19 protein-coding genes are annotated in these 20,508 nt (G+C 68.0%); 9 read left to right on the plus strand and 10 right to left on the minus strand.

Features of this window, described 5'->3' with window-relative positions; all coding sequences use genetic code 11:
- Window positions 1-5: 5 nt before the first annotated feature.
- Entirely contained in the window at window positions 6-2,570 is a 2,565-nt protein-coding gene (locus EV653_RS19030; protein WP_166679490.1) for a CHAT domain-containing protein, read from the minus strand.
- Window positions 2,571-2,645: 75 nt separating this feature from the next.
- Between EV653_RS19030 and EV653_RS19035 the strand changes: the two genes are divergently transcribed.
- Together EV653_RS19035 and EV653_RS19040 are read left to right on the plus strand one after the other, a co-directional pair.
- Window positions 2,646-3,956, plus strand: coding sequence for a S8 family peptidase (locus EV653_RS19035; protein ID WP_134105089.1), 1,311 nt, complete (start codon window positions 2,646-2,648; stop codon window positions 3,954-3,956).
- Between the two features lie 18 nt (window positions 3,957-3,974).
- Window positions 3,975-4,169 (plus strand): hypothetical protein, encoded by a 195-nt coding sequence (locus tag EV653_RS19040; RefSeq protein ID WP_134105090.1) that lies wholly within the window; start codon window positions 3,975-3,977, stop codon window positions 4,167-4,169.
- Window positions 4,170-4,178: 9 nt separating this feature from the next.
- On the opposite strand, the gene EV653_RS19045 is transcribed toward EV653_RS19040, so the two are convergent.
- The 3 genes from EV653_RS19045 to EV653_RS19055 form a co-directional block, all read right to left on the minus strand.
- Window positions 4,179-4,769, minus strand: coding sequence for a hypothetical protein (locus EV653_RS19045; RefSeq protein WP_134105091.1), 591 nt, complete (start codon window positions 4,767-4,769; stop codon window positions 4,179-4,181).
- Window positions 4,770-4,834: 65 nt separating this feature from the next.
- Complete coding sequence (locus EV653_RS19050) at window positions 4,835-6,235, minus strand: glycoside hydrolase family 32 protein (protein WP_134105092.1); 1,401 nt, start codon at window positions 6,233-6,235, stop codon at window positions 4,835-4,837.
- Window positions 6,232-7,275 (minus strand): LacI family DNA-binding transcriptional regulator, encoded by a 1,044-nt coding sequence (locus tag EV653_RS19055; protein ID WP_134105093.1) that lies wholly within the window; start codon window positions 7,273-7,275, stop codon window positions 6,232-6,234. The genes EV653_RS19050 and EV653_RS19055 overlap by 4 nt, the downstream gene beginning before the upstream one ends.
- Before the next feature lie 159 nt (window positions 7,276-7,434).
- Between EV653_RS19055 and EV653_RS19060 the strand changes: the two genes are divergently transcribed.
- The 4 genes from EV653_RS19060 to EV653_RS19075 are packed head-to-tail and all read left to right on the plus strand — an operon-like array spanning window position 7,435 to window position 11,943.
- Complete coding sequence (locus EV653_RS19060) at window positions 7,435-8,844, plus strand: ABC transporter substrate-binding protein (RefSeq protein ID WP_134105094.1); 1,410 nt, start codon at window positions 7,435-7,437, stop codon at window positions 8,842-8,844.
- Complete coding sequence (locus EV653_RS19065; protein ID WP_238159887.1) at window positions 8,844-9,776, plus strand: carbohydrate ABC transporter permease; 933 nt, start codon at window positions 8,844-8,846, stop codon at window positions 9,774-9,776. The genes EV653_RS19060 and EV653_RS19065 overlap by 1 nt, the downstream gene beginning before the upstream one ends.
- Complete coding sequence (locus tag EV653_RS19070) at window positions 9,773-10,612, plus strand: carbohydrate ABC transporter permease (protein WP_134105095.1); 840 nt, start codon at window positions 9,773-9,775, stop codon at window positions 10,610-10,612. The genes EV653_RS19065 and EV653_RS19070 overlap by 4 nt, the downstream gene beginning before the upstream one ends.
- A complete protein-coding gene (locus EV653_RS19075; RefSeq protein ID WP_134105096.1) occupies window positions 10,609-11,943 on the plus strand; it encodes a glycoside hydrolase family 32 protein in 1,335 nt (444 codons plus the stop codon). The genes EV653_RS19070 and EV653_RS19075 overlap by 4 nt, the downstream gene beginning before the upstream one ends.
- Before the next feature lie 8 nt (window positions 11,944-11,951).
- On the opposite strand, the gene EV653_RS19080 is transcribed toward EV653_RS19075, so the two are convergent.
- From EV653_RS19080 to EV653_RS19100, 5 genes are all read right to left on the minus strand, one after another.
- Window positions 11,952-12,902 (minus strand): hypothetical protein, encoded by a 951-nt coding sequence (locus EV653_RS19080; RefSeq protein ID WP_134105097.1) that lies wholly within the window; start codon window positions 12,900-12,902, stop codon window positions 11,952-11,954.
- Between the two features lie 167 nt (window positions 12,903-13,069).
- The gene (locus EV653_RS19085) at window positions 13,070-13,696 is read right to left on the minus strand and encodes a 3-oxoacid CoA-transferase subunit B (RefSeq protein WP_134105098.1); all 627 of its coding nucleotides are present in this window, start codon (window positions 13,694-13,696) and stop codon (window positions 13,070-13,072) included.
- A 1-nt stretch (window position 13,697) separates the two neighbouring features.
- The gene (locus EV653_RS19090) at window positions 13,698-14,471 is read right to left on the minus strand and encodes a CoA transferase subunit A (RefSeq protein ID WP_134105099.1); all 774 of its coding nucleotides are present in this window, start codon (window positions 14,469-14,471) and stop codon (window positions 13,698-13,700) included.
- Window positions 14,468-15,235: a 3-oxoadipate enol-lactonase gene (gene pcaD, locus EV653_RS19095; RefSeq protein ID WP_134105100.1), complete on the minus strand. Its 768-nt coding sequence runs from the start codon at window positions 15,233-15,235 to the stop codon at window positions 14,468-14,470. Before pcaD ends, EV653_RS19090 begins: the two co-directional genes overlap by 4 nt.
- Complete coding sequence (locus EV653_RS19100) at window positions 15,232-16,491, minus strand: acetyl-CoA C-acetyltransferase (RefSeq protein ID WP_202871744.1); 1,260 nt, start codon at window positions 16,489-16,491, stop codon at window positions 15,232-15,234. Before EV653_RS19100 ends, pcaD begins: the two co-directional genes overlap by 4 nt.
- A 78-nt stretch (window positions 16,492-16,569) precedes the next feature.
- On the opposite strand from EV653_RS19100, the gene EV653_RS19105 reads away from it, so the two are divergent.
- Window positions 16,570-17,451 (plus strand): LysR substrate-binding domain-containing protein, encoded by an 882-nt coding sequence (locus EV653_RS19105; RefSeq protein WP_134105102.1) that lies wholly within the window; start codon window positions 16,570-16,572, stop codon window positions 17,449-17,451.
- Here the strand turns inward: EV653_RS19105 and EV653_RS19110 are convergent.
- Window positions 17,445-18,260: an IclR family transcriptional regulator domain-containing protein gene (locus EV653_RS19110; RefSeq protein ID WP_238159888.1), complete on the minus strand. Its 816-nt coding sequence runs from the start codon at window positions 18,258-18,260 to the stop codon at window positions 17,445-17,447. The genes EV653_RS19105 and EV653_RS19110 overlap by 7 nt on opposite strands.
- Before the next feature lie 124 nt (window positions 18,261-18,384).
- Here EV653_RS19110 and EV653_RS19115 point away from each other — a divergent pair, with 124 nt between their 5' ends.
- Both EV653_RS19115 and EV653_RS19120 read left to right on the plus strand, forming a co-directional pair.
- Complete coding sequence (locus EV653_RS19115; protein ID WP_134105104.1) at window positions 18,385-18,939, plus strand: flavin reductase family protein; 555 nt, start codon at window positions 18,385-18,387, stop codon at window positions 18,937-18,939.
- Window positions 18,940-18,950: 11 nt separating this feature from the next.
- Complete coding sequence (locus EV653_RS19120) at window positions 18,951-20,504, plus strand: 4-hydroxyphenylacetate 3-hydroxylase family protein (protein WP_134105105.1); 1,554 nt, start codon at window positions 18,951-18,953, stop codon at window positions 20,502-20,504.
- The last annotated feature ends 4 nt before the right edge of the window (window positions 20,505-20,508 follow it).

Consider the following 20,508-nt stretch of genomic DNA (forward strand, 5'->3'; position numbering starts at 1 on the left):
GGCCCTCACGCGCCGAGAGCGATGAAGGATCGAGCGGTCGCGTCGTCCGATTCATGGGTCCGAGCGAGCGCTTCCGCGAGTCCGTCGCCGGCGCGCAGCTGTTCGTGCAGGCGCAGCATCAGCGGAACGGTCGCAGGGTCGGACACAGGTACGACGCTCGCGACCACTCCGGCCGATCCGAGCGCCACCAACGCACTGACCAGACCCACCAGTTCGTCGGCACCACTCGGCCCACCGAGCGCCGAGCTGCAACTGGACAGGACCATGCGGTGCGGCGCTCGCTTCAGGCGTTCGAAGTCGTACACCGTGAGTGGGCCGTCATCCAGCTCGATCGCGGAGAACAGCGGACTGTCCGCGCGGAACGTGCCGTGCGCCGCCACATGCACAAGCGATGCCCCGTCGATCGCCTCCAGTACAGCGTCCGCCGTCGCGCTGCCGTCCGCGAGCAGGACAGCATCTGGGTACAGCTCGGCAAGCCGCCGTACCTCCTCCCGGCCGGCCGACAGGTGCGGTCCGCCGATCAGTACGACTCTGTCTACGCCAGGAGGCTTCGCCCGCATCGCGCGTACCCACGCCGCGGCTGACGGGACCACGGAGGTCGGACGTGTCCGCAACGACGGCAGAAGACTCCAAGGAACCGCATGCAGCCGGCCGGTCGGTACGACGACTACCGGTCCGTCGCCGAGGCGCTGCAGCGTGTTGCCCAGCAGAGCCGATTCGAGCCGCGCTCCGATCGGGTCGAGCAGGAGCTCGTGCCGGCCGCGCCGGGCGTTTTCGCGGCGGAGGGCGAACAAGGCATGCGAGAGGGCATGAGTGGCCACCGAGGTCGGACCGATCGGCCGCAGCCGGACCTGGCGGTGCGAAGCCACCACGGCATACAGCTGGTCCTCGAGGTCGACAAGCTCCACCAGCGTCCGGTCCCCGAGCTGTTCGAGCAGCTCGGCGATCCGAAGCCGCTCGCGCCGTTCGTCGAGTTGCCCCGGCGTGAGCAGAACCCGCCGTCGTACTGCGGACTCGAGCCGCTCGCGTTCCCGATGTTGGTGACTCTTGCCCGGCCCACGATCGTGGCTCGACTCCATCCGCTGGGTGAGATCGCGCAGGGCGGCGAGGTCCGCGACGAGCCCATCATCTGCCGGCGGTCGCACCGGTGGAATCGCCAGCACCGTCGCGCGCCAACGCTCGCTCCACTCGAGCACTTGGCGACCACTGCCGTGCTCGACGGCGTGCCCGAGCGCCATGGCCGCGAGTTCCGCGCCCTGGGCTGTCGCGAGTGCGCGCAGTTCGGTTGCGCCCAGAGTCCGCACATAGATCTCGATCAGGCTCAGGCCCTGCCTGCACGCGCCGAGCATGCCGCGCGACCGGCCGCTGTCCTGGTGCAGCAGTGCTTGGGCGAGCCAGCCGGCGCCGCGCGTTCGCAGGCCACGCTTCCGTGCCCTGGCCGCGATGCTCAGGTGCCGTACCGCTTCGGCGCTGTCGTTGCGTGCGAGTGCGATCCGGCCGGTCAACAGGTGTGCCTCCGCGGCGAGATCCCGATCGAGCTCGTCGAGCATCGCGCTGATGCGTTGGCCGGCGCGAAGCAGCGGCGCCGTCCGGCCGCCATTCGCAAAGCGAGTCTGCAGCAACGCAAGCTCTGCTCGTGCCGCCCACCAAGGACGCTGCTGTCGACGGAACAGCCTGATCGCGTCGCGGTTGCGGCGCTCGGCCAGCTCGAACGCGCCGGCCGCGTGCGCCGCCAGACCGGCGCACAGCAACAGCTCCGCGTGCCGCGCCGACGAGCCACGCTGCGCCTCGATCCGCTCGAGCGCACTGTTGATCCCGACCAGGGCTTCGTGGGTGAGGCCGGCCGCCAGCAGCATCAAGCACTTGTTGGCGTACAGATCGGGCTCCAGTACGCCGAGCCGCTCGACGAGCTGTTGCGCGTCGTCCGAGAGCTGCATCGCGGTCGGGAGATCACCGCGGGCGAACGCTGCAGCGCCGCGAGCCTGTCGCGCGTCGGCGTACTCGACCTCCTGGCCGGACTTCGCGAACAGCTCCTCGCTGCGGGCGAAGTCGTTGTCGGCGCGATCGATCACGCCCATCGCGAGCAGCACCATGGCCCGCATCTGGAACGCGCGAGCCTCCCAGATCAGGTCCCCGGTGTCGGCCAGCGACTCGACCGCCTGTTCGGCATCCGCGAGCGCCTCGGCGTACCGGCCGAGCAGAGCTCCGAGGACCCAGGAACGACGGATCAGCAACCGGCCGGCGAGCACTCCGGTCCGGCCGGGTACGACGGCGTCGAGCGCGGCCAGCCCGCGCTCGGTCTGACCGCCCATCACCAGAGCCACGCCGAGCGTCGCGAGAATCTCGTCCTCGCGGTCGCGATCCGTCGTCCGGCGGATCGATCGGTACGCCGCCTTCAGTTCCGCGACCGCCTCGCGGATGTCGCCGAAATCGCGATGGACGAGACCTGCCGCGTGGTGGGCCGCCGCGGCCTCGGCGTCAGACGGCGTCCCCGCCAGCACCTCGTGAGCGATCCGCAGGGCCTCGGTCGGACGCGACAAAGCAAGCGCATGCAAGTCGTCGGCGTCCATCGCAGCACCCGCCCTCCCAAACGCGGACAAGTCCGATCGTAGTACCGCAATGTCCATGGCAAGGGAGGGTGCAACATGTCAGAACAACAACGCCTCGAGGAAGCCGTCGACCTCATCCTGGAACGGGACCCCCGAGCAGCCGCCTACCCACCGAGCTGGCGCGAAGACGGGCGCGTCGAGTATTTCTACCGCCGCAACAGCATCCTGGTCCGCACGGCTGACGCCGAGCAGGTCCGGGAGACGCTGCGCGGGATTCTCTCGCAAGGCGACGAGAGCGCTCAGCGGGCTGATGTCGGTCACCTGCCGGTGATCGCCGGTGTCGTGAAGCTCGAGTGGCCCGGCGACGACTTCTCGACGCCGGAGATTCTCGAACAGCTGGACGAGTTGCACGGGGTCGGAACCGCGACTCCGGTCCACGGCCTGTCGCTGTGTCCCAACAGCGGTCACCCCTGCCCGGCGACCGAACCTGCCGTCATCGCGTCCAAGTCCTTCAGTCCCGTGCCGCCGGTGAGCGACGGGATCTGCTGCGGGACGCACGGCTGGGACGGTGACGGTGTCGTGGTGGGCGTCGTGGACGACGGTTTGTTCCAGGAGGCGCCGAAGATGTGGCCGTGGATGGCGGGCGTCTACGGCGATCCCGAGAATCCGTTCGACGCGAACAAGTTCATCGAGCCGTACGCCGGTCACGGGACCTTCGTCGCCGGATGCGTGCGATCCGTCGCGCCGCACGCGGTGGTCCAGGTGAAGCGGGCGGAAGAGCTCGCGGGCCTGGCGTACGAGGACGAGATCATCCGGCGGATGGTCGAGGTGATGGACAGTGGTGCGGACGTCATCGTCTGCGAGTTCGACGGCATCACCCGGTTGCATCTGCCGATGCTCACCTTCAGTGCCTTCTACGACGAGTATCTGCGGCACGTGAACGTGGTCGTCGTCGCCCCGGCCGGCAACGACACGAGCCGGCTGCCGACGTACCCCGCGGCGTACTCGTGGGTGGTCGGGGTCGGCGCCCTGTCGGCGAACGGAACCTACCGGGCCGACTTCACCAACTACGGCGGCTGGGTCGACGTGTACGCACCCGGCGTGGATCTCGTCAATGCCTTCGTGGTCGGCGACTACAAGACCATCCACGAGCACCCGCAGCAGACGCGACACTTCGACGGACTGTGCAACTGGAGCGGGACCTCGTTCTCGGCTCCATTGGTGGCCGGGATGATCGCGGCGCGGATGTCCGGGACCGGCGAGAACGCACCGCAAGCAACCGAGGCCCTCCTGCGGTTCGCCCGCAGCCAGGCTGTCCCCGGAGTCGGACCGGTGCTGTTACCCGACCAGGTGTGCCGTACGCCGCAGGAACCGCGTCGGACCGGATGCGATTGCGCGTGTGGGTGAGCGGTGCTGTGATGAAGGATGGCCAGAACACATCGGATGGACTGTACGGCGAGCCCGGCCGGCTTGCTTTTCGAGTGTCTTGACGGCTGCGGCCGTCGCGTCGTGGTCGACGGGATGAGCGGAGACCTCACCATCGTCGACCACGGTGACCGTGCGGCGCTGCACCAGAGTTCGAATGGAGGCGTCGAACTGACCTCGACCCGCGTCGACTAACGACCCGCGTCACGACCGCGTGGCAGACCGGAGCGACAGGCTCATCACGCCGTCGCCCTCGACGTGCACGTAGACGTCGAGCCGCATCCCGTCGTCGACGTACACGCTGCCGTGTCCGGTGGCATCCGCCTCCTGGCGTACGCCGTCGGCGTCGAGCCAGGCGATCGTCCCGTCCAGCACATAGTCGTAGTTCCCGGGCGACGTCGCCGTCACCTGCTGGGTCACAATCGGCTCGTCAACGCTCGCGTACAGCGAGGCGACCTTCGATCCCTCGAGTACGACGTCGATCCTCTCCTCCAGCGCACCATCGGTGAGCTGGTCGGACAGAGTGAGCGCGATGTCGTCCGCAACCGGCGTCGAGCTCGAAGGAGTCTCGGTACTCGGGCTGGACAGCTGCGTCGGCGGCGTCGGTTGCTGGGTCGGGCTGACCTGGATGATCTTGCTGGCGCCGCCGGCATCGAACGCGTCGGTTGCCACCAGCACCGGCACCAGCGCGCTGACCAGGCCGATCACCGCGGTCAGGATCTGGCCAAACGTCCCCAGCCGGCTCCACAGGCCCTCCGGCCGGTCGTCACCCCGTCTGGGTTCTTCGGTATTCACGTTGCCTCCTGCGGTCGAGAAAGATGCTCTCTATCTCGGACCGCGGGCCGGCGGACGGTGATACCTCAGCTGTTGACGGTAAAACTGATGACGTCGGCGCCGCCATCGGTGACAAAGAAGCCGACCTGGCCCGGGCCGGGGTCGTCGCAGCGGAAGGACAGGGCGACGCGGTTGTCGAGGATCGCCTGGCCGGTGGTGCCCCGAAGCAAGACTTGAAGGGTGTGGCGGCCGGGCGGGAGCGGACAGGGACGTTCGAGATCGACAGCGTGCGGGATGTCGCCCTTCACCTGCCACTGGGCGGGGCCGGTGCGGCCTCTGGGCCACGTGTCCAGGACTACCCGGTTCTGCCGGGGTTCCAGGCGGATGATGGTGGCCTGCTCGCCGTCGGCCGAGGCGTGGAGCAGCAGACCCACGGATTGAGTGCCTGGGGCAACATCTACGGTCAGCTGGACGAGGCAGTCGGCCGGGATCGGGTCGGCCATCCAGGCGGCATAGCGATCGGTCGCACCCTGGCCTGGCGAGGTTGGCGCGCCGTCGACCGGCTTCAGCGAGACCTGCTGTACGTCGGCGTACGTCGTACGGAGCTCTTCAGGCAGTGTGAACGCGAGCGTGCCGTCGTCCTCCTGATGGGCTTCGAGTACGGCGAGGTCGCCGGCCCACTGCCATGCACCGTCTTGTTTTGTGGGGATCCAGCCTATGAAGAAGCGGCGGTTGTCGTGTTCGACGGACTTGGCCGCGTAGAACGCTCGGCCGTCGACGGTGTCGCGGGCCGGGGCAAGCCAGGGGCCGTCCGGGTCGCGGGAGATGCGGTAGCGGGTTTGGAAGGCGTCGCTGAATTCGGAGTACGCCAGGTACCACCAGTCGCCCCACTGGAAGACGTCGGGACACTCCTGGGTGATGTAGCGGTGCGGCTCCCACAACGGTCGCGCCAGAGTCCATTGCTCCAGGTCGCTCGAAGTCAGGCGGGCGACGACACCGCACCGGCGATCCGGTCGGCCGGCGTACCGGGCGGCGAGGACCATCTGCCATGGCTGATCCGGCGCCACCCTGTAAACAAAGGGATCTCGCCAGTCCTGCGGAACATAACCATCGGGCGCACCGAAGGTGAGGTCAGGCAGCTTCGTCCAGCGCGTCGGGTCGCCGTCGCTGACGGCATGGCAGACCACTTGGAACGAGCCGTCGGCATCCCCGCGCCGGGGATTGTGGCCCGTGTAGAACAGATGCAACTGCGAACCGTCCGCGATCACGCTGCCCGTGTAGCAGTCGAAGTCGACGGCGTCGCGGTCACCGGCAGGCAGTACGACGCCATGGTCGGTGTACTCCACGAAGTCGGTCGTGGAAAGGAGCGCCCAGGGCATACCGGTCCGCTCATCCAATGGCGGGTCCGGGCGCTCGTCCAGCAAGTAGAACAACCAGATCCGGCCGTCATAGCTGAACGGGATGACGTCACCGACGTACCCGCTCATCGACCACGCCTCGGCGGTGCGGCGACCGAGTCGCGCTCGATCAGTTCACAGTCGACGACAATCCGTTCGGGCGCGTCCTCCGGCGAGCCGAGCACAAGTTCGCCGGCGCGACGGCCGAGCATCAGGTGGGGCAACGCCGCCGTGGTCAACCCCGGACGCACCTGGTCGGCGACATCGGGCTGATCGTCGAAGCCGACGATGCTGACGTCCTTGGGGCAGTCCAGCCCGAGCGCATGCAGGGCAAGCATCGCCCCGATCGCCATCCGGTCGTTCCCGCAGACCAGAGCGGTCGACCGGTGCTCGGTCACCACTTCCGTCGCCAGGTCGTAGCCCGACCCGATCTGGTAGTTGCCGTACCGATGCACGAGGTCGGCCGGACGGAGACCGGCCGCGCGAGCGGCGTCGTCGAACCCGCGCCGACGCTCCTTGCAGGCGTAGTCGTTCCGCATGCCGCCGAGGAAGGCGACCTCGCGATGCCCGCGCTCGAACACCGAGGCCGCAGCGGCGCGACCACCGGCGTACTCGTCGGCCAGCAGGACGGTGTCGGCCTTGCCCTCCTCGGGCCAGCAATTGACGAAGATCGTCCGGATCCCGTCGAGCCGTGGACTGCGATGGAGCGGCTTCGGCGCGAGTGACGCGTACACGATCGCCGCGACCCCCTGGCCCACCAGGCTCGCCACCGCATCGTCGCCCTCGCCCGGATCACCGGTCGTGTCGACGACCATGCAGACGTAACCGGCCGGCTGGACCACCTGCTGGAGACCGAGCACGATCAGACCGGCGTACGGCTGGGAGACGATGCCGCTGGTCACGACGCCGACCGTGAACGACTTGTTCGACCGCAGCAGCTGCGCCGCCCGGTTCGGCACGAAATCGAGCTCGGCCGCGGCCTCCAGCACGCGCCGCCGCGTCTCCTCGGCCACCGCCACGTCGCGGCGATCGTTGAGGACGAACGACACGGTGGGCTGGGACACCCCGGCGCGCCGGGCGACATCGGTCATCGTGACGCGCTTCGGCCGGCCGGCCGGCTGCTTCGCCATGGTCCCCCTTAACGGTGAGCGGCTGTGTGACCGCAGCCAATTTTCTATCACAGCTGGACCCAATACGTATTGCGTCCCACCGTACACCGCTGCTAACGTCCCGGGTCAATACGTATTGGGTGGCTCGCCGGGTCACCCGAGCGGCCAAGGAGGAACCCCATGACAGGCATCCATCCCCCCGGTGGCCCGATCGCCCGCCGTACCGTGCTGAAGGCCGGGGCGGCCGGTGGACTCGGGCTCGCAGCGCTGGCCGATCTGGCCGCCTGCGGCAACAACGGCGGCGGTTCGTCGTCGAAGTCACTGAAGATGCTGTACTTCGGAGAGCAGGCGGCGGCGACCCAGCTGCAGAACCGGTTGCAGCCGCAGATCTCCAAGCTCGACCCGAGCATCAAATTCGAGATCTCGGCCATCAACGGCACCGACTGGAACGACTTCCTCGCGAAGGTCCTGACCCAGATCGCCGCCGGGACCCCGCCCGACATCATCAGCGTCGCCACCGAAGGCCTGCAGCTGATGGCGTCCAAGGAGCTCGCGATCCCGCTCGACGACTACGTCACCAAGGACCTGTCCGCGCTGAAGGAGTACTTCGCCGACATCCACCCCGCGCTGGTCGAGTCGATGATGTACCAGGGCCACCTGTGGGAGCTGCCCGACAGCTTCAACGCCGGGAACATGTTCTACAGCACCGAGCTGTTCCAGCGGGCCGGCGTCGTACCGCCGAGCGAGAACTGGACCCTCGACGACTTCGAGACCGCGGCGACCAAGATCGCCAAGTTCAAGGGCATCAACGCCTTCGGCTGGGTGGTCCGCCTGTGGGGCAGCTGGACGTCGTTCATGTACGCGAATAACGCGAACCTGCTCGAGGAGGGCAAGTACGACGGCGGCGACTGGCTGTGGAACAAGGCGTACGCCGGTGATCCGGCCGCCGCGGGCCGCAAGGGCGGCTGGAAATGGGGTGCGCCGACCGCCAACTCCGAGGGCACCGTCGAGGCCCTCAACTACATGATCGAGCTGACCAAGAAGGGTCTGTCGCCGTCACCCGACGTCGGCGGGGGCGGCACGCTCCAGGGCCTGTTCGCGTCGAACCGGATCGGCATGTCGATCGGCGGCGGATTCTGGGCCGGCGGGTTGACCAACGCCGGGATGAAGAACGGGAGCTTCGACGTACAGCTGTTCCCGAAGTGGAAGAGCCAGCGGCACCTGTTCGGCGCCGGCGGCTACGCGATCTTCAAGTCGTCGAAGAAGAAGGACCTCGCCTGGGAGGTCCTGAAACTGCTGGTCAAGCCGGACACCTTCGATCTGGTTTTCCCGGGCAATGTGACCACCCCCGGCCGCAAGTCCCTGGTGACGGCCGCGCGATACGCGAAGACCGGACCGAAGCACTGGTCGGTCTTCTACGACACGCTGACCAAGCACCCGGAGACGGCGCCGATCCCGGCCCCGCCGTACTACAACGCACTCGCGACCGCGCTCAACCAGCGCACGACGCAGGCGATCTCGTCGGGCGACGCGAAGGCTGCCCTGGACGGATTGCAGTCCGACCTCGAGAAGGCAGCGGGGGCGAGCTGATGTCCGCCGCCGCCGCTGAGGTGCCGGCTGCCATCACCAGGCGCCGCCGGCACCCGTCGTCGCATCGGGAAGCTCCGTTCGGCTTCGCGATGATCGGGCTGTCGTGTCTGTTCGTCGCGATCTTCACCGCGATCCCGATCGTCGCGTCGCTGGGATTGTCGTTCTTCTCCTGGGACGTCATTTCGAGCCCGCAGTTCGTCGGGGTGGAGAACTACCAGCGGCTGTTCACCGACGGTCCGGTGCTCAAGTCGTTCGGCGTGACGCTGGGTATGGCGCTTGCCATCGTCGTACTCCAACTGACCCTCGGTCTGGCGCTGGCAGTCCTCGTCAACCAACGCAAGCTGGTCTGGATCCGAACCCTCTTCCGTACTGCGTTCTACCTGCCGCTGCTGGCGTCGACGGCCGCCGTGTCGATCTTCATGGGCTACCTGTTCGACTACAAGTTCGGCGTCGTGAACTACTACCTCGGACTGCTCGGCATCCCGAACGTACCGTGGCTGACGAGTGGATTCGGAGCGGCCACGACGATCGTGCTGATCGCGGTGTGGCAGCAGGTCGGGTTCACGTTCGTCCTGTTCGTCGCCTCGTTGATGTCGGTACCGACCGATGTCCTCGAAGCTGCGCAGATCGACGGGGCCGGTCCGTTGCGGACGCTGTTCCGGATCAAGGTCCCGCTGATCAGCCCGACGATCCTGTTCGCCGCGGTCGTTGCCTTGATCAACGCGATGCAGCTGTTCGACCAGCCGTACATCATGACCAAGGGCGGCCCGGGTTCGGCGACCACCACGGTCACGATCTCCATGTACCAGAAGGGCTTCCAGAATCTGCAGTTCGGCTACGGCTCGGCGATCGCGATCGTGCTGCTGGTGGCAATCCTGATCATCACCGGACTGCAGTTCCTGGCGGCACGGAAGTTGGTGTTCTACCAATGACAGACTCCACCGGAACCCTCGTGCGGATCGGCCGGATCACCGGCATCGCCGTCCTGGTCCTCGCCGCAATGGTTGCCCTCGGCCCGCTTCTTTGGACGATCACCACCTCGCTGCGGACGCCGGCCGAGGCGTTCAGCAACCCGCCGCAGTGGATCCCGTTGCATCCGGACTTCTCCAACTACAGCGCGGTGTTCGACAAGATCCCGATCGGCCGGTTCTTCTTCAACAGCGTGATCGTGACCGGTCTGATCGTGATCGGTCAGACCATCACCTGCACGCTGTCCGGCTACGCGTTCGCGATGGTCAGCTTCCCCGGCCGCTCGCTGATCTTCGGGATCTTCCTGGCCACGATGATGGTGCCGCTGCAGACGATCATCATCCCGGTGTTCGTGATCATCCGGTACCTCGGCCTGTCGGACAGCCCGTTGTCGCTGGTGGTCTCGGCGCTGGGCAGTGCGTTCGGCACGTTCCTGATGCGCCAGTACTTCATGCAAATGCCCAAGGAGCTGGGCGAGGCGGCCCGGATCGACGGCGCCGGCCACTTCCAGACCTTCCTGCTGATCTACGCCAAGATGGCCGGACCGGCGATCGCCACCCTCGCGATCCTGAACTTCTCCGGTTTCTGGGCGGAGTTCTACCGGCCGCTGATCTTCCTGCAGACCCAGGACAACTTCACGCTGCCGCTGGGCCTGGTCGGCCTGCAGGGAAACCTCGGCACCGGTTCGATCTCGGTGGTGCTGGCCGGCGTGGTGCTGGCGATCCTGCCGAGCGTAGTGCTGTTCATCTTCGCCCAGCGGTACTTCATCGCAGGCATCACGGCAGGAGCTTCACGGTGACCCAGACCCAACCTCAGATCAATTCTGGACACCGGTCGACCGGGACGGTGGCACACCTCCGTCCCGCGTACCACGTCCGGCCGCCCAGCGGATACCTCAACGACCCGAACGGGCCGATCGAGCACGGCAGCGACGTACACCTGTATTTCCAGTCGCGGCCGACGCTCGACCTGCGGGCCCCGGTCGAATGGGGGCATGCCACCTCGCCCGACTACGTGCACTGGACGCTGCACCGGCCGGCGATGGCGCCGCAGCCGGGCGGGCCGGATACCGACGGCTGCTGGTCCGGCAATACCGTGCTGGACGACGGGCGGATCCATGCCTTCTACTCGGGCCGGGTGGAGGGTAGGCCGTACCAGTCGGTTCTCACGGCCGTATCGGACGACGGCGGCGCGTCGTTCGGGCCGGCGCATCAGGTGGTTCCGGATCCGGACGAGGCGGTGATGTTCCGGGATCCCTTTGTCTGGAAGGAAAACGGGACCTGGTGGATGGCGGTCGGCGCCGGGTCCGTCGACCGCGGTGCGAGCATCGCTCTCTATCGGTCGCCGGACCTGTCGCAGTGGACGGCCGTCGAGCCGCTCGCCGAGCTCCCTCGGACGCGGGCGGGCGGCGAGGACACGGGATCCGCGTGGGAATGCCCGCAGGTGCTCACGATCGACGGCCGGCGGATCGCCGTGATTGCTTCGTGGTCGCCGGAGGGCGGCCCGGGCGAGGTGTTGTCGTTCGATGTCGACGTACCGCCGGCTACGCAGCGGGTCGATCTCGGCACCAACTTCTACGCGGCGTCGGCCTTGCGCGAGAGCCGGTTCGGTCCGCTGTTGTTCGGCTGGCTACCCGAAGGACGCGACCGTCCGGGCTGGAACGACGGCTGGGCCGGAGTGATCTCACTCCCCCGGATGGTCTGGCTGGGCGCGGACTCGTCGCTGCGGAGTGCGCCGGTGCCGACGATGGACACCCTTCGATCGGGCTCGGCTTCGCCCACCGCGATCGGCGCCCAGTGCGAGATCGTCGTACCGGAAGGAGTTGGCGAGGTCATCCTGCACTTCGGCGATCAAGAACGCCTGCAGATCGAACTGACCGACACGACGATCACGATCGACCGCAGCCAGGCCAGCCTCGCCCCGCATGCCCACGGCGGGCGGATGGTCGCGACCGACGCCTTCGATCCGTCGTCTGGCCGGCCCGCGGTGCGGATCTTCCTGGATGGTTCGGTCGTCGAGGCCTTCACCAGCGCGGGCCGTGTGCTCAGCACCCGCGTCTACCCGACGACCCCACCGCCGTGGCGGCTCGAGGCCCCAGCAAACACGCAGTGCTGGGGCCTCGCTCGCTGATGGAACAACTACTCGCCGACCAGCTGGTCGTAATGCGTGGTGAACAACACGTGGTTCACGCCGTTGAAGACGGCCGGGATCTTGCCGTACGCCGTCATGGCGGTCGCGGAGCCGTTGAACTTGCTGAACGCGTACTGGTAGCCGGACTGGGTGTCGTGGTCGACACCGACGACCAGCGTCCCGCCACGGGTGCCGCAGCCGTCGGCGACCAGCGACTCGTAGTCCGCGAAGCCCGTGGAGCGGATCAGCTTCAGCACCGGCTTGGCGCCGGCCGCGATCGGGATGTGCACGGTGTAGAGCGCACCGGCCTTGGTGGACATCAGCAGCGTGTCGTACGTCGCGGACTCGCTGATCACCGTCATCGCCTTGAAGCCACGGAAGCCCGGGAGGGGGCCGAGGGCCTTGAAGCCGGCGCCGACGATCTGGTACCGGTACAGGCTGCCGTTGGTGTTCAGGCCGTAGAGGTACGCGTGCCGCGGGGTCGCGACGCTGTAGTTGGAGGTGGCGATCGAGGTGAAGCTGCTCCAGCCCGTCCCGACCTTCTTGAACGTCGGCACCGGCGGCTTCTCGTCCGGCAGGTACGTCGTCTGGCGGTACAGGTTCGCGCCCTGCAGCATCAGCCCGTAGTAGTAAAACTGCGTCCCGGCGGCGTTGACCGCGCCGTACCAGGTCGCGTTCGTGCGGGTCGGGACGTAGTTGAACGGCTCCCACGAGACCGCGGTCGGGTGCGCGCCCGGCGTCGCGTCGATCTCCTGCATCGTGCCGGCGGCGGTCGGCACACCGACGTAGCTGATGCACGGCCCCCCGGCGGCCAGTGCCTTCACCGGCGTCGGATGCGCGACCTTGTCCGACGTGTACGGCTTCGGGTCGGTCTTTCCGGCGAAGGCCGGAACCGACGAGACAGATGCGCCCAGCAGGCCGATTCCGGCCAATGCGAGCGCAAAGCGCTGCAACTTCATAAGGAGTTCCCCCTCCAGTGTGGTCTCGATCAACTCGAGATCCGCGCCGACTATAGCCGAGGAAAGGGAGCAATAGTGCATATATCGCAGCTCGATGCAAATCGCCCCGCCCTGCTGCACAGGCGATTTCCTGCCCGATAGTGCAGCAGTCCGGCGTGCTTGCAGTACTACGCGATGGGCGCCGCGGTGGCTTGTTCCAGCTCGGGGCGGGTTACGCCGGGGGCCAGTTCGACGAGGTGGAAGGTGCCGTTGGCGACGTCCAGGACGGCCAGGTCGGTGATGACTCGGTTGACCACGTGGCGGCCGGTGAGCGGGAGGGTGCAGGAGGCGAGGAGTTTGGAGTCGCCTTTGCGGGTTCGGTGTTCCATCAGGACGACGACGCGGCGGGCGCCGGAGACGAGGTCCATCGCGCCGCCCATGCCCTTCACCACGGCGCCCGGCACCATCCAATTCGCCAGGTCGCCCGCTGCCGAGACCTGCATTCCTCCCAGGATCGCGACGTCCACGTGCCCGCCGCGGATCATGGCGAAGCTGGTGGACGAGTCGAAGTACGACGCTCCGGGTACGACGGTGATCGTCTGCTTGCCGGCGTCGATCAGTTCCGGGTCGACCTCGTCGTCGTACGGGAACGGACCGACGCCCAGCACCCCGTTCTCCGCCTGCAGGGTGACGGACGAGCCGGCCGGCAGGTGGTTGGGGACGAGCGTCGGCAGACCGATGCCGAGGTTCACGTACTCGCCGTCGTTCAGCTCCGCGGCAGCGCGGGCAGCCATCTCGTCCCGGGTCCAAGACATCTCAGGCCTCCGGTCGCGGACGAGTCGTGCGCTTCTCGATGCTCTTCTCCTCGGCCTGCTCAGGAGTGAGCGGTACGACGCGTTGGACGAAGACGCCAGGCAAATGAACCGCATCTGGATCAAGCGCTCCGACCTCGACGACCTGCTCGGCCTCGACGATCGTCAGCCGGCCGGCCATCGCGGCGACCGGGTTGAAGTTGCGCGCGGCGGCATGGAACACGCAGTTCCCGGCGCGATCGGCGACCGCGGCGCGGACCAGCGCGACGTCGGTGACGATCGCCTCCTCGAGCACCATCTCCCGGCCCTGGATCGTACGGACCTCCTTCGCCGGGGACGCGACCGCGACGGTGCCGTCCGGGGCATACCGCCACGGCAACCCGCCCTCCGACACCAGCGTCCCGACGCCGGTCGGGGTGAAGAACGCCCCGATCCCCGAACCGCCCGCCCGCAGCCGCTCGGCGAGCGTGCCTTGAGGAGTCAGCTCGACGGTCAACTCCCCCGCAAGGTACTGGCGTGCGAACTCCTTGTTCTCCCCGACGTACGACGCGATCACCCGACTGATCCGCCCTTGTTCCAGTAACAGTCCGAGCCCCGCGCCGTCGACGCCGCAGTTGTTCGACACCACCGTGAGGTCACGCGCGCCCTGGTCGAGCAACGCCCCGATGAGGAACCAAGGGATGCCGGCCAGACCGAATCCACCGACCGCCAGACTGGTCCCGTCCGGGATATCGGCGACCGCGTTGGCCGGCGTCGCGAAGACCTTGTCCACACTCATACGTGGTCCTCCTGAAGGTGGGCGATGACGGCCGGCGTCACCACGTCGGGTCGTTCGGCGGCGGCCAGATGAGCGGCGTCCGGTACGACGAAAAGCTTGCCGTGGGCAACTGATGCGGCGATCCGGTCGAGCTGCCATGGTGGGGTCGCCGGATCATCCGCGCCCGCGATCGCGAGCGTCGGCGCGGCGATCGCGGGGAGCTGGTCGATCAGGTCCATCGTGGCGATCGCCTCGCAGCACGCGGCGTACCCGTCGGCCGGTGTCGAAGCCACCATCTCTTCGCAAGCAGCCCGGACCTCGGGGTGTTCGGCCAACCAGCCCGGAGTGAACCACCGCCGTACGACGACTTCCGCCACGGCCGCCGTACCCTTCGCGCGGACGAGCTCGGCCCGATCGGTCCAGCTGCTCAACGGATCGAGGCGAGCGCCCGTGCAGAGTACGACGAGGCGGTCGATGCGCGACGGGTGGCGTGCAGCCAACCGCAGGCCGGTCATGCCGCCGAGCGAGAGTCCAACGAAGTGGGCACGCTCGACAGCAAGGTCGTCGAGCAACGCGATGACGTCGTCGGCGAGGTCGTCGATCGTGTACGGGCCCGGTGGCGCTGGGGACCGCCCGTGGCCGCGGGTGTCGAAGCGGACGACGCGGAAGTGCTGCTCAAGGTCGGCGACGTTCGCGTCCCACATCTCCCAGGTTGAGCCGAGGGAATTCGCGAGTACGACGACCGGGGCATCGGGTCGGCCGCTGACGAGATGAGCCACCGTCATCTGACGGCCTCGAAGACTGCGGCGATGCCTTGGCCGCCGCCGATGCAGATGGTTTCCAGGGCGTAGCGGCCGTTGCGGCGGTGGAGTTCGTGGGAGAGCGTGGCGAGGATGCGGGCGCCGGTAGCGCCCAGCGGGTGGCCGAGAGAGATGCCTGAGCCGTTGGGGTTGAGGCGGTCGTCGGTGGGGTCGAGCTTCCATTCGCGCAGGCAGGCGAGGACCTGGGCGGCGAAGGCTTCGTTGAGTTCGATCAGGTCCAGGTCGTCGAGCGTGAGGTCGGCGCGGGCCAAGGCTGCCGCGGTGGCGGGGACGGGACCGATGCCCATCACCTCGGGTCCGACGCCGGCGACGGCCCAGGAGCGCAGGGCCACCAGCGGGCGGAGGCCGCGGCGCTCGGCCTCGTCGCGGGTGGTGACGACGCAGACCGCAGCCCCGTCGTTCTGCCCGCTCGCGTTGCCGGCGGTGACGGTGGCGTCAGGGTCCCTCTTGAGCATGACGGGCCGAAGAGCAGCGAGGCCCTCGAGAGAGGTGTCGGCCCGCGGGTGCTCATCGACGGACACCAGCGTGGTGGCGCCAGTGGTCGCGCCAGCGGTCGCGCCGGATGCGGGGCGGCCCGCAGGACCGCCGCGGCGGTTCGGGACCTCCACCGGGATCAGTTCGTCGGCAAAGCGGCCTTCAGCCTGGGCTGCGACAGCACGCTGGTGGGAGCGGAGGGCTAACTCGTCCTGCTCCTCGCGGCTGATGCCGTACTGCCGGCGCAAGTTCTCCGCGGTCTCGAGCATTCCGCCCGGGACCGGGTGATACTTCCCACCGGCGGTCTCGCGAGCTCGGATCAGCCTGTCGGTCAGCTCGACGTTGCCGCGGACGCCGGTGCGCAGACCGAGCGCGTAGTGCTCGACCTGCGACATCGATTCGGTGCCACCGGCAACGACCACGCGTGCCGCGCCGGTCGCGACCATCCCGGCGGCGTACAAGACCGCCTGCAGACCCGAGCCACACCGGCGGTCGATCTGCACGCCCGGCACCGACACCCCGAGCCCGGCGTCGAGCGCGGCGATGCGGCCGATCGCAGGAGCTTCACCGTTCGGGTAACACTGGCCCAGGACGACGTCGTCGACATCACCTTCCCCCAGACCGGTACGCCGTACCAGCTCCGTGAGCGCGGCCGTGGCGAGATCGGCGGCCGACAGCGTGGACAGGGCCCCGCCGAAGCGGCCCACCGGCGTACGGATCGGTTCGCAGATCACCACATCGCTCATGCTCTCGACGGTAGGCCGTGGGGACCGATATGGAGAAATACTCATTTACGCATGATCAAGACTCTGAGAGTATGAATCGTGGAGCTGCGTCATCTGAGGTACTTCGTCGCCGTCGCCGAGGAGCGGCATTTCGGTCGCGCGGCGGCCCGTCTGCACATGGCCCAGCCGCCGCTGTCGCAGCAGATCCGTCAGCTGGAGAGCGAGCTCGGCCTGCAACTCCTCCGCCGTACGACGCGGCGGGTCGAGCTCACACCCGCCGGCGAGGCGTACCTGGTCAGGGCCCGGCAGATCATCAGGGCGGTGTCGTCGGCGGCCGGTGAAGCGCAGCGGGTCGCAGCCGGGCTGCAGGGGCGGCTGGCGATCGGGTGCGTGGGCTCCGCGACGTACAGCCTGCTCCCGCAGTTGGTGCGGACGCTGCGGGAGGAGCTGCCGGACGTCGAGGTTGCCGTGCAGGGTGAGATGCTCGCGCCCGATCAGGCCCGCGCGCTGGTGGACGGGCGGATCGACCTCGGGCTGCTCCGGCCACCGGTCGAGGACGATTCGCTGCAGGTCGAGGTGCTGCGTGCCGATCGGCTGATCGTGGCCGTGCCGGACGGACACCGCCTGGCTGCGCGACGTCGGGTGCGACTCAAGGAGCTGGCCGGCGAGGACTTCGTCATCCACGCCGGCGGTGGACGGTCGGTGATGCACGACACCGTGCTCTCGCGCTGCCGGGCGGCCGGATTCGAGCCGCAGGTTCGGCACGAGGTCGCGGAGACGTCGACCTTGGTGACCTTCGTGGCGGCCGGTCTCGGGATCGCGGTGGTGCCGGAGCCGGTGGCGGAGCTGATGGTCCCAGGCGTCGCCTATCGGGCGCTCAGCGGGCAGGCGACGGTCGAGTTGGCGGCAGCGACAAGAGGCGGCGACGAGGCACCGCACCTGCAACGCGCGCTCGCCGTCCTGGCCGGACTGGTTCAGTAGAAGCCGTCTCGGGCCTGGGCGTCGAGGCGGCGCGTACCACCCAGCAGGCGGAGGTCCTCGGCGATCGCCGTCGCGGTCACCTGCATCAGCGGGATGACCTTCTCGACGATCGCGGCCGAGGTCATCCGCCCGACGGTTGTCGAGTAGGCGAGGGCTGCGAGTACGGCGCCGTCCGGCGTACGGACCGGGACTGCCGCGGACAGCAGCCCGTCCTCGAGCTCGGACTCGACCACGGCGTAACCGTCCTGCCGCACCTGGTGCAGCGCATCGCGGAAGACTGTCGGATCGGTGATCGTGCGCTGCGCCAGCCGCTTGAGCCCACCCTCGATGACGGTGTCGACGACGGATGCGTCCGCCCACGCGGTCAGCACACGTCCCATCGAGGTCGCGTACGCCGGGACCCGGCTTCCCACGTCGACGGAGACCGCCATGATCCGGCGGACCTGGACCCGGGCGACGTACACGACGTCGGTCCCGTCGAGCTGCGCGAGCGAGGCCGACTCCTGCGTCTCCTCCGCCAGCCGGAGCAGATGCGGTTGCGCGGTCTCCACGAAGGTGTGGGTCGCGGCGTAGTGCTGCCCGATCGTCAGAACCCGAGGCGTCAGTGTCCAGCGGCTCCCGACAGCGGCGACGTACCCCAGCTTCTGCAGGGTCAGCAGGATCCGGCGTACGGCGGGACGTGAGAGCCCGGTCGCCGTCGCGACCTCGGCCAGCGTCGGGCTCGGCCGGTCGCCGTCGAACGCGAGCAGTACGGCGAACCCGCGCTCGATGCTCTGCACGTAATCGCGCTCGCTCCCCTCCCCAACCATGCGGGCCATCCTTCCACGAAAAGTTGTTGAGCCCTTGACAGTCGGCGCCGAGGACTCCAAGGTCTTGTTGTACGCCAAGCGTACTCAATGTACGCAGAGCGTACAGCCGAAAGAGGTGACGCAGATGGACTCGCGAGAACTTCGGAACGCGTTCGGCCAGTTCGCCACCGGCGTGACCGTGGTGACCTGCACCAGCGAGGAAGGCCGGCCGCACGGCGCGACCGTGAACGCCTTCACCGCCGTCTCGCTCGAGCCCGCCCTCGCGCAGGTCACGCTCGGCCGCACGTCGAAGGCGTGCCAGTACCTGGACGGCCGGCCGTTCGCGATCAACGTGCTTGCCGACGACCAGCTCGACGTCGCCTGGCACTTCGCCGGGCGTCCCATCCAATTGCCAGGCCGCACGCCCGGCTGGGTCGACGGTCCCCTCGCTCCGCTGCTCGAAGGCGCGGCCACGACGATCTCGTGCCGGCCGTGGCGGACCTACGACGGCGGCGACCACCTGATCGTGATCGGTGAGGTGGCCGCGGTCGAGATCACTGCCCGGGACCCGCTGCTGTTCCACGGCGGCCGGTTCCGCAACCTCGGTCCGGTCGAGACCCATTGGTCGGGATCGCTGGACTGCCCCGAGCGCGGCTGGTTCGACGCCGCGGCCGTCTTCACCCCGCTTGCCCTTGCCTGAAAGGACTTTCCATGACTACGACTGTCGAGCCGCAGACCACCACCAAGCGCCCGATGACGGGAGCGGAGTACCTGGACTCGCTCCGCGACGACCGCGAGATCTGGATCTACGGCGAACGCGTCAAGGACGTCACCGAGCACCCGGCGTTCCGCAACCCGGCCCGGATGACCGCCCGGCTGTACGACGCCTTGCACGACCCCGCCACCAAGGACGAGATCACCGTCCCGACCGATACCGGCAACGGCGGCTACACGCACGCGTTCTTCCGGACGCCGCACAGCGTCGAGGACCTGCAGAGTTCGCGCCGCGCGATCGAGCACTGGGCCCGGCAGACGTGGGGCTGGATGGGCCGCAGCCCCGACTACAAGGCCAGCTTCCTCGGCACGCTCGGCGGGAACACCGACTTCTACGCGCCGTACGAGGAGAACGCGAAGCGCTGGTACAAGGAGTCGCAGGAGAAGGTCCTGTACTGGAACCACGCGATCATCAACCCGCCGGTCGACCGCAACCTGCCGCCGGACGAGGCCGGTGACATCTTCATGCGGGTCGAGAAGGAGACCGACGCCGGCGTGATCGTGTCCGGCGCCAAGGTCGTCGCGACCGGGTCCGCGATCACCAACTACAACTTCATCGCGCACTACGGGCTGCCGATCAAGAAGAAGGAATACGCGCTGATCTGCACGGTCCCGATGAGCGCTCCTGGTGTGAAGCTCATCTGCCGGCCGTCGTACACCATGCAGGCCGACGTGATGGGCAGCCCGTTCGACTACCCGCTGTCGAGCCGGATGGACGAGAACGACACGATCTTCGTCTTCGACAAGGTGCTGGTGCCGTGGGAGAACATCTTCCTGTACGGCGATGTCGACAAGATCAACGGTTTCTTCCCGCAGTCCGGCTTCATCCCGCGGTTCACGTTCCACGGCTGCATCCGGTTGTCGGTGAAGCTCGACTTCATCGCCGGACTGTTGCTCAAGGCCCTCGAATGTACGGGCAGCAAGGACTTCCGCGGCGTACAGACCCGGGTCGGCGAGGTGATCGGCTGGCGCAACCTGTTCCGCTGCATGGCCGACGCGATGGCGCTGAACCCGGACCCGGGACCGAACGGGACCGTGCTGCCGAAGCTCGACTACGGCCTGATCTACCGGCAATTCATGATCACCGGATACCCGCGGGTGAAGGAGATCATCCAGCAGGACGTTGCCTCCGGCCTCATTTACCTCAACTCGAACGCGATCGACTTCAAGACGCCGGAAGTCCGGCCGTACCTCGATCGCTTCGTGCGCGGATCCAACGGGTACGACGCGGTCGAACGAACCAAGTTGATGAAGGCGCTGTGGGACTCGGTCGGCACCGAGTTCGGCGGACGGCACGAACTGTACGAGCGGAACTACTCCGGCAACCACGAGAACGTGAAGGCCGAGATCCTGTTCGCCGCGGAGGCCCAAGGCGAGACGACGGCGATGAAGGGGTTCGCCGAGACCATGCTCGCGGAGTACGACCTGGACGGCTGGACCGTCCCCGACCTGATCAACCCGACCGACGTCAGCCGGATCCGGAACCGCTGAAGGA

It is taken from the genome of Kribbella pratensis (assembly GCF_004365355.1).
GTDB lineage: Bacteria > Actinomycetota > Actinomycetes > Propionibacteriales > Kribbellaceae > Kribbella.